The organism is Hymenobacter aranciens (assembly GCF_030580865.1).
GTDB lineage: Bacteria > Bacteroidota > Bacteroidia > Cytophagales > Hymenobacteraceae > Hymenobacter > Hymenobacter aranciens.
In genome coordinates this window covers 59,154-66,926 of the sequence record NZ_JAUQSY010000023.1, presented here as the reverse complement: position 1 = coordinate 66,926, position 7,773 = coordinate 59,154, and the positions used below count along the sequence as shown (strand labels likewise).

General features: G+C 63.0%; 9 protein-coding genes and 1 tRNA gene. 3 read left to right on the top strand and 7 right to left on the bottom strand.

Going from position 1 to position 7,773, the window contains the following annotated elements; genetic code table 11:
• Positions 1–126 precede the first annotated feature (126 nt).
• Both Q5H93_RS23210 and Q5H93_RS23205 read right to left on the bottom strand, forming a co-directional pair.
• On the bottom strand, positions 127–1,194 hold the full coding sequence (locus Q5H93_RS23210; RefSeq protein ID WP_305009123.1) for an adenylate/guanylate cyclase domain-containing protein: 1,068 nt from the start codon (positions 1,192–1,194) through the stop codon (positions 127–129).
• Positions 1,195–1,314: 120 nt separating this feature from the next.
• Positions 1,315–2,013: a porin family protein gene (locus tag Q5H93_RS23205; protein ID WP_305009122.1), complete on the bottom strand. Its 699-nt coding sequence runs from the start codon at positions 2,011–2,013 to the stop codon at positions 1,315–1,317.
• Between the two features lie 188 nt (positions 2,014–2,201).
• On the opposite strand from Q5H93_RS23205, the gene Q5H93_RS23200 reads away from it, so the two are divergent.
• Positions 2,202–2,276: transfer RNA gene (locus tag Q5H93_RS23200), tRNA-Val, on the top strand.
• Between the two features lie 97 nt (positions 2,277–2,373).
• Here the strand turns inward: Q5H93_RS23200 and Q5H93_RS23195 are convergent.
• Positions 2,374–2,706, bottom strand: coding sequence for a DeoR family transcriptional regulator (locus Q5H93_RS23195; RefSeq protein WP_305009121.1), 333 nt, complete (start codon positions 2,704–2,706; stop codon positions 2,374–2,376).
• Positions 2,707–2,938: 232 nt separating this feature from the next.
• On the opposite strand from Q5H93_RS23195, the gene Q5H93_RS23190 reads away from it, so the two are divergent.
• On the top strand, positions 2,939–3,841 hold the full coding sequence (locus Q5H93_RS23190) for a histone deacetylase family protein (protein WP_305009120.1): 903 nt from the start codon (positions 2,939–2,941) through the stop codon (positions 3,839–3,841).
• 5 nt (positions 3,842–3,846) lie between these two features.
• Here the strand turns inward: Q5H93_RS23190 and Q5H93_RS23185 are convergent, their stop codons facing one another.
• The 3 genes from Q5H93_RS23185 to Q5H93_RS23175 all read right to left on the bottom strand — a co-directional run bounded on the left by Q5H93_RS23185 (position 3,847) and on the right by Q5H93_RS23175 (position 7,030).
• Positions 3,847–4,560 carry a methyltransferase domain-containing protein gene (locus Q5H93_RS23185; RefSeq protein ID WP_305009119.1) on the bottom strand — a complete coding sequence of 238 codons (714 nt, stop codon included), beginning with the start codon at positions 4,558–4,560 and terminating at the stop codon, positions 3,847–3,849.
• Positions 4,561–4,650: 90 nt separating this feature from the next.
• Positions 4,651–5,766, bottom strand: coding sequence for a type III polyketide synthase (locus tag Q5H93_RS23180; RefSeq protein WP_305009118.1), 1,116 nt, complete (start codon positions 5,764–5,766; stop codon positions 4,651–4,653).
• A 145-nt stretch (positions 5,767–5,911) separates the two neighbouring features.
• Positions 5,912–7,030: an NAD(P)/FAD-dependent oxidoreductase gene (locus tag Q5H93_RS23175; protein WP_305009117.1), complete on the bottom strand. Its 1,119-nt coding sequence runs from the start codon at positions 7,028–7,030 to the stop codon at positions 5,912–5,914.
• A 176-nt stretch (positions 7,031–7,206) separates the two neighbouring features.
• On the opposite strand from Q5H93_RS23175, the gene Q5H93_RS23170 reads away from it, so the two are divergent.
• On the top strand, positions 7,207–7,578 hold the full coding sequence (locus tag Q5H93_RS23170; protein WP_305009116.1) for a T9SS type A sorting domain-containing protein: 372 nt from the start codon (positions 7,207–7,209) through the stop codon (positions 7,576–7,578).
• 68 nt (positions 7,579–7,646) lie between these two features.
• Here the strand turns inward: Q5H93_RS23170 and Q5H93_RS23165 are convergent, their stop codons facing one another.
• The gene (locus Q5H93_RS23165) at positions 7,647–7,769 is read right to left on the bottom strand and encodes a hypothetical protein (RefSeq protein ID WP_305009115.1); all 123 of its coding nucleotides are present in this window, start codon (positions 7,767–7,769) and stop codon (positions 7,647–7,649) included.
• Positions 7,770–7,773 lie beyond the last annotated feature (4 nt).

The window sequence follows — 7,773 nt, the reverse complement described above, 5'->3', positions numbered from 1 at the left end:
GTGTTGGGTGTTGGGTGTTGGGTGTTGGGTGTTGGGTGTTGGGTGTTGGGTTCCGATTATCCCAATACCTAAAACCAGACACCGAACACCAGCTACCTAAAACCAGCAATCAGCAACATCCGCAAGTTAAGCCAGGGCTTCGGCCCGGCGCAGGCCGTAGAGGCTCACCTCGTGCTGCTTGCCGCGCAGGCGCAGGGTGGTGAGGAAGGTGGCGCGGACGTGGGGCAGGGGGCCAAGCTCCTGGAGCAGGGTTTCGGAGATGAGCAGCTCCTGGCCGAACTCGTTGCAGAGGGCCTGGATGCGGGCGGTGGTGTTGAGCACGTCGCCGTGGTACACAATTTCCTTTTTGACCTCGCCCACCCACGTCACGACGACGCGGCCGCCGTGCAGGCCGGCCTTGAAGGTGGGGAAATAGCCGTACTCGGCGAGGTAGGCGGCGCGGCGGGCCTCGATGGCGTCCTGCATGAGGTAGAAGCAGCGCACGCACTGGGCGCGCTGGCGGTTGGCGGCCAGGGGCCAGGCCAGCACGATTTCGTCGCCCACGTACTGGTAGACTTCGGCCTGGGTAGCGAGGATGGCGTCGGTGAGGTCGTAGAAAAAATCCTGGACGAAGCGGCTGTAGGTGAGGTTGCCGAGGGTTTCGGCGATGGTGGTGGACGACTTCATGTCGACAAACATGAAGATGCGCTCGACCTCGCGGGGCTGGTGGAAGGTGCCGTTGACGAACTTGAGAAGCTGGCCGGGGCCGTGCAGGGTGGTGATTTGCTGCAGGCCGCCGAGCACGAAGCTGAAGAGGACGGCAAAGATTAAATCGGCCCGGAAGTGGCCGGCGGTGAGGTACTCGTGCCAGGCGCCGCCCAGCGACAGGCCTTCGAAATACATGCGCGAGGTGAGCACGATGATGAGCAGCCAGAAGGCGCTGAAGCTGGAGTACAGCAGCGTGCGGGCCAGCTGCAGCCAGCCAAACGGCAGCCGCCGGAAGCGCAGCGGAAACCAGAACGCCTCGACCACGCCCACCGAGGCGCCGATGAAAAAGCCGGCCAGCACGCCGTTGAGCACAATCTGGCGGGCCTCGTGCTCGGCCAGCAGGCTTTGCACCACGGCGTAGGCCAGGCCCACGAGCAGGCCCGTCTGCGCCGAGCGGAATACCTGACGATACTGCAGTTGGCGGCGGGGCGAGGGCAGGGCGTGCATGGAGGGCAGGAATTGGCGGCGCAAGGTAAGACGGGCAGGCAGCCGGATTACTGGCGCGGGCACAAAAAAAGGAAGCCCGGGCGGGGCTTCCTTTTTTGGAGTGCTCGGACGAGCGCCGGATTATTGCGTGATGCCGATGCCCACGTAGACCTGGAACATGTTGTTGTAAATAGCCTTGTCTTTGTTGGCATAGCCGGGCGAGGTAACTTCGATGGAGGTGCCATCGCCGAATATCTTACCCAGGCCCAGGTTGTAGCGGGCGCCCACGCGCGCCGGGCCCAGGCGGGCCTCTACGCCGGCCACCCCGCCGTAGTCGAGCGAGTTGAAGTTGTAGGCATCGATGTCGAGGTCCTTGTCGGTGTCCTCGTTGCGCACTTTGGTGAGCAGCGAAATCTGGGGGCCGACGTGGAAGCTGATGGTTTCGGTGACGTTGCCCACGAACATGACGGGCACCGACAGGTAATCCATGCGGTAGTGCTGGTTGCCGACGCTGGGCTCGGTAGTGAAGCCCTGACGCGAATACAGCGCCTCGACCTGCACGGAGGCAAAGTTGTTGAAGCCAAACTGGCCGTAGAGGCCGGCGTGGAAGTCGTTGCGGGCGCTGTAGTTGAGGGTAGCGTTGGCGGCGTCCTTGAGGTCGTCGCCGCGCAGGCTGTTGAGGTTGTAGCCGGCCTTGATGCCGAAGCCGGTGTTGCGCGAGTCGGTGGAGCCGCCGCCAGTGTAGTCTTTCGAAGAAAGCTCGCCGCCGGCGCGGGCCTGGGCGAATGCGGCGGGGGCCGACGAAAGGGCCAGCAGTGCGAGGAGAAGAATCTTTTTCATGGTGGAGAAAGGAAATGGAACGAGAAATGCGGGGGAATGAATAATTCCTACTTGCCCCTATACTTTTCCTTTGGCAGAAAGTTGCCCCGGGCCTATCGGCTAACCTGAAAAAAAAGCGGCTGCCGGTGGTGCAGATAGCCGCCGGGCGCTTACCTTTGCGGCCCTGCCGGGGATTGCCGGGCGGCTTTGGGATATTAGCTCAGTTGGTTCAGAGCACTACCTCGACAAGGTAGGGGTCACTGGTTCGAGCCCAGTATGTCCCACGGAAACAGGCTCCTGCCAGCTGGCAGGAGCCTGTTTTGCTTTCATAGCCCAGGCAGCCGGGGCGGTCTGCCAGGTAGCGTTCGTGCAGAAGAAAGGTTAGGCCGTGACGGCGTACACGCTCACCGTGAAGTTGGCAGTGGCGCCGGTGGGGTTGGCAATGTAGAGCGAGCGTTGCGGCTCGAGGTAGCTGCCCTGCGAGTTGTTGTACATGTTGGCGTAGCGGGTCGGGTCGATGGCCGCCGACTTATCCTGCATCACATCGAAGTGAATGGCATTGGGGTTGTCGGAGCCGCTGGGCTGCACCGTGAAGAGGATGTATTTGGTGCCGGAGGGCATGCCTTCGGTCGAGAAGTTACCGCTGGAACGGTGTTTCTGGCCCGATTGCGGGTGTGCCTCAGACGTGATGGTGGCGAGAAGAGTCTGGCCCATGGTAGTGGTTGGTTGTGGAAGTGGTGCGTACTCTATTGAAGGCTTTTCGGCTACCGCCTGTGGTAAAAAGGAAGTCTTGCAAGACGATACAAAGCAACGGCGGGCTAAAGCATCATAAAAGAGTAGAATTACCTGATTTGCTAATCAGGTATTTTTACGGGTAAGAGCCAGGGGTAATTACGGGGTTTGGGGCGGTGGCCCCTGTCGGCCCCGGCCGTGCGTACTTCGCGCTATGCTCCCGATTGCCTACGCGCCCTGCTACGCCCACCCCTTGCCGGCCGGCCACCGTTTTCCCATGCTGAAATATGAGCTGCTGCCCGAGCAACTGCTACGCGAGGGCACGGTCACGGCGGCCGACTTCTTCGAGCCCCTGCCCCCGCCCGTGGCCGATATTCTGCGCACCCACGATGCCGAGTACTATGAGCGGCTGCGCCAGGGCCGGCTCACGCGGCAGGAGGAGCGGGCCACCGGGTTTCCGTGGTCGGCGGCGCTGTTTGCGCGGGAGGTGACCATTCTGGGCGGTACCATCGAGTGCGCCCGGCGGGCCCTGGCGGGCGGCGTGGCCCTGAACATAGCGGGTGGCACCCACCACGCCTTTCGCGACCGGGGCGAGGGCTTCTGCCTGCTCAACGACCAGGCCACGGCGGCCGACTGGCTGCTGGCCCACGGCCACGCCCGGCAGGTGCTGATAGTGGACCTGGATGTGCATCAGGGCAATGGTACGGCCGCCATCTTCCGCCATGAGCCGCAGGTGTTTACCTTCTCGATGCACGGCGCCCGCAACTACCCCGCCCGCAAAGAGCAGTCTAGCCTCGACCTACCCCTGCCCGACGGCACCACCGACGCCGACTACCTCGCGCTGCTGGCCGATACGCTGCCCCGCCTGCTTGCCGAGGTGCGGCCGGATTTCGTGTTTTACCTAGCCGGCGTGGACGTGCTGGCCACCGACAAGCTGGGCCACCTGGCCCTGAGCCGCGCCGGCTGCCGCCAGCGCGACGAGCTGGTGCTGGGCCTGTGCCATCGCCACGGCCTGCCGGTGGTGGTGTGCATGGGCGGCGGCTACTCCGAGCGCATCGCCGACATTGTGGAGGCGCACGCCAATACGTTTCGGGTGGCGGCGGGGCTGTGGGGGTGAAATGCTCAGGATGACACGATAATCACCTGCCAGCGGAATGCCCAGCGCCAGCGCAGCTCATACTGCGTGATGCCAGCGGCCCGCAGCAACTGCTCCCAATCGGTGCGCCGAAAGGCGCGGGCTACCGACAGCGGCGCATCGTGTTGCACCAGGTGGGAGCCGCCCAGCAGCCGCGTCAGCCACCTGATACTGTAGTAAGCCAGCATGTGCCGATGCAGGTCGTTGATGACGACAGCCAGCGTGGCTTGCCGCTGCCACTGGCGCAGCAGTGGCCCCAGCTCGGCATCGGTGAAGTGGTGGCAGAAGAGACTGTTGGTGATGATGTCGAAAGATTGGGCCTGGAATTCGGCCGAGAAAATATCGAACTGCTGGTAGCTGATTTCGGGGTAGTCGCGGCTTTTGGCGGCAGCGTAGTCGAGCATAAACTGGTTGGCATCGATGCCCACCAGCTCTACGGCCACGCCGTGGCGGCGGGCCCAGCGGGCCACGTGACGTAGCGTGTCGCCGCCGCCGCTGCCCAGGTCGGCCAGGCGCAGGGCGCGGCCGGCCGGGAAGCGCGGCCGCAGCCGGTCAAGCGCATTGAGTACCGGCGCGTAGCCGCCCAGCCAGGTATTAATGGTCTCCAGCTCATCGAGGTTCTGGCGCAGGGCGTCGGAGGCCAGCGTCAGGTCGTCCATCAGCTCGGGACCAGAAGCGCGCTGCGTGAGGTCAATTGACAATGAGCAATCAGCAATTAACAATGAGCAAGCTGGAGTTGCTCATTGGTGATGATGGAAAAACGATGATGGAAACGTGCCCGTTAAAATTGTTCATTGATGATTGACTTCCAACAGCATGGCCTCAATAGTTAGCCCCGGGCCGAAGGCGAAGCTGAGCACCGGCGCGCCATGGTCGGCGGGCGTGGCGTGGGCGAGCACCTCGCGCAGCACGTAGAGCACCGTGGCCGACGACATATTGCCGTAGTTGCGCAGCACGTGGTAGGCGTGGCGGTTGTCGTGGGCCGTCAGGCCGAGGGCGGTTTCGATGGTTTCAAGAATCTTGCGGCCGCCGGGGTGGATGGCGAAGGCGTGAATGTCGGAAAGCTGCACCGGGAGCTGCTCCAACAGCTGTTCCGTGAGTTGCCGGATGCCGCGCTGGATGAGCTTGGGCACGTAGCTGCTCAGCGTCATCTCGAAGCCGAAGTCGTTGATGTGCCAGGCCATATCGGCGTGGCCGTCGGGCTCGATGCCGCAGTGGAAGGCCGTCAGAGCCAGGCTGGGCGCGGGGGCCGGCAGCGGCTCGGCCAGCACTAGGCAGGCCGCCGCGCCATCGCCGAATAAGGCGTTGCTCACGAGGTGGTCTTCCTCCGGGCTTTTCTGGAAATGCAGCGTACACAGCTCCACGCTCACTATCAGTACCCGCGCCGTGGCATCAGCCCGGCAGAAGGCGTCGGCCAGCTTCAAGGCATTCACGGCGGCGTAGCACCCCATGAAATTGACGCAGGTGCGGCGCACATTAGGCGCTAAGCCCAGCGCCCGCACCAGCTCCAGGTCGAGCCCTGGCGCATACATGCCAGTGCAGCTTACCGTGATAAGGTGCGTGATGGTGGCGGGCGCAATGCTAGGCGCTTGGCGCAGGCAGTCGTGCACGGCGGCGGTGGCCAGCGGCAGCGCCTCGCGGCGGTAGGCGGCCATGCGCTGCCCCACCGTTGGGAAGGGCTCCAGGCCGACGGTATTCGGAAAGAACGTGTATTCGCCGTTCGGCAAATCGTAGTCGGGCAGCACCGAATAGCGCTGCTCGATGCCCGAAACCCGGTATAGCGCCCGCAGCCTGCGCGTGTCGGCCTCGCCAAACTGCAGCGCCCCGGCCATGAAATCGGCAATGCGGGCCTGGGCGATGCGGTGCGCGGGATTGGCTGTGCCAATGGCACCTACGTAGCTCGGCATGCGGAAAATGGAGAAGGAAAGCGGCGAAAAAAAGGAAGTAGGCTGAACGAATACGTATTCGTTGCCGCTGCTAATTACGTTGCTTCGCGGGAAAGGGGATTAAACGGCGGTTAAAATGCCAAAAAGCCGGGCGCCGCCGCGCAGCTCAAAACGCCTGCCCGTGCGTGCGTCGCATCAGCAGTTGCACGGCGGCGGGCCAGTGCCGCAGCCCGCCCACCACCAGCTCGCTCATCACCGGCCCGCCAAACAAGCCCTGCACCGCCCGCCCCACCCGCAGCCGTGCGCCAAACTGCGCCTGCCAGGCACAGGCGTAGGCCATTTCCATTGCCGGACGGCCGGTAGTGCCACGCAGGAAATCATGCGCCGCCGCTGCCGCCAGCGCCGCGCCGTGCAGGGCCATAGCCATGCCATTGCCGCACAGCGGCGTGATGAGGCCGGCCGCGTCGCCGGCCATCAGCATATGCTGCTCCACGGGTTGCTTGGGGGCGAAGGAAATTTCGTTGATAACCTCGGGCTGCGGGTAGAGAAACTCGGCCTGGCTGAAAATCTCGCGCAGCCACGGATTTTGCTGCAACACCTGCGCCTCCATTGCGGCGATGGTACCGTGCGCTTTCAATTGCCGCCGGGTCGTCAGATAGCAGAAACACAGCTTGTCATCCTCAATGGCCGAGATGCCGGCGTAGCCATCGGCAAAATTGTGCAGCGCGATGACGTGGCGCGGAAAGCCCGGCAGGCGCAGGTGGTATTTCACGCCCAGGTAGGGCGAGCGCTGCTGAAAAAACGGCCGCTGCAGCTGCCGGTCGAGGTTGGCGCGCTTGCCGTAGGTGCCCAACACCACGCGGGCCGTCAGCTGGCGGCCATCGGCCAGGGTCACTTGGTGCTGGTCACGGGCGGGGTCGAAAGTGACATCGGCCACCGTGGCGGGCAGGTAGAACGTGACGCCCGCCGCCAGCGCCCGCTGGTACAGAAACTCATCCAGCACGTAGCGGCTGACGCCGAAACCGCCCAAATCGAGCGGGGCCGTGAGCAGCCGTCCGCGCGGCGACGACAACCAGAACTCCTGAATGTTGGCCGGTTGCAGCGCGGCCGGGTCGGCGCCCAGGCGGCGCAGGTAGGGCAGCACCTCGTTGCTCACGTACTCGCCGCACACTTTGTGAAACGGGTACTGCTTGCGCTCCACCAGCGCCACTCGGTGGCCGCGCCGGGCCAGGTCGAGGGCGGCCGTGAGGCCGGCCAGGCCACCACCAATAAAAAGGACATCCACGTTACTTCGGTCGGGAAAAGGCTATTAGTTGGCAGGGAAAATACCCCGGTTCATCGAAGCTACTGAATGTTTTCGTAGGCTAAACGGCTAAGGCGGCGTACCTTTGTACAACCAAATTAACGAACCGTCGTTTACTAAGTCACTCGGCGCTTGGTTCGCCACCACTCAATCTTGCTATGATGCAACGCCTACTCATATTTTTTGCCATCCTCAGCCTGAGTTTCGGCTCGGCGCTGGCTATGCCGCGGCACGCCGCGGCCGCCTCACTGCACCGACCGGGGCAGCGCATCACCAGCGACGATAAGCTGGTCATCTATCCCAATCCGAGCACTGGCATTGTGCACCTCACCATCAATAATCTGGAAGGGAAAAAGGTCGAGCTGACCGTACTGAACGTTATCGGCTCGGTGATGTACCGCGAAACGCTGACTGAGCTCAACGACCGTTACACGAAAACCCTCGACCTGAGCAAATTCGCCAACGGCCTGTACTATGTTAAGCTGGAATCGGCCACGTATAATCAAATGAGCAAGCTGGTTATCCGCTAACCAGTTCTGCCCTGACGAACATAGAAAAAGCAGCCCCGCAAGGCTGCTTTTTTTATGGGCTGCCAATACTATTTTTTGTTCTTGACGCGCACTGGCACCGGAACAGGTTCCGGGGTGGCAGCAAGCTTGCCCAAAAGGGCGGCGGCCAACGCTGCAGCAGCTGCGGCAAGACCAAGGGAGAGAAGAGCCATGAGA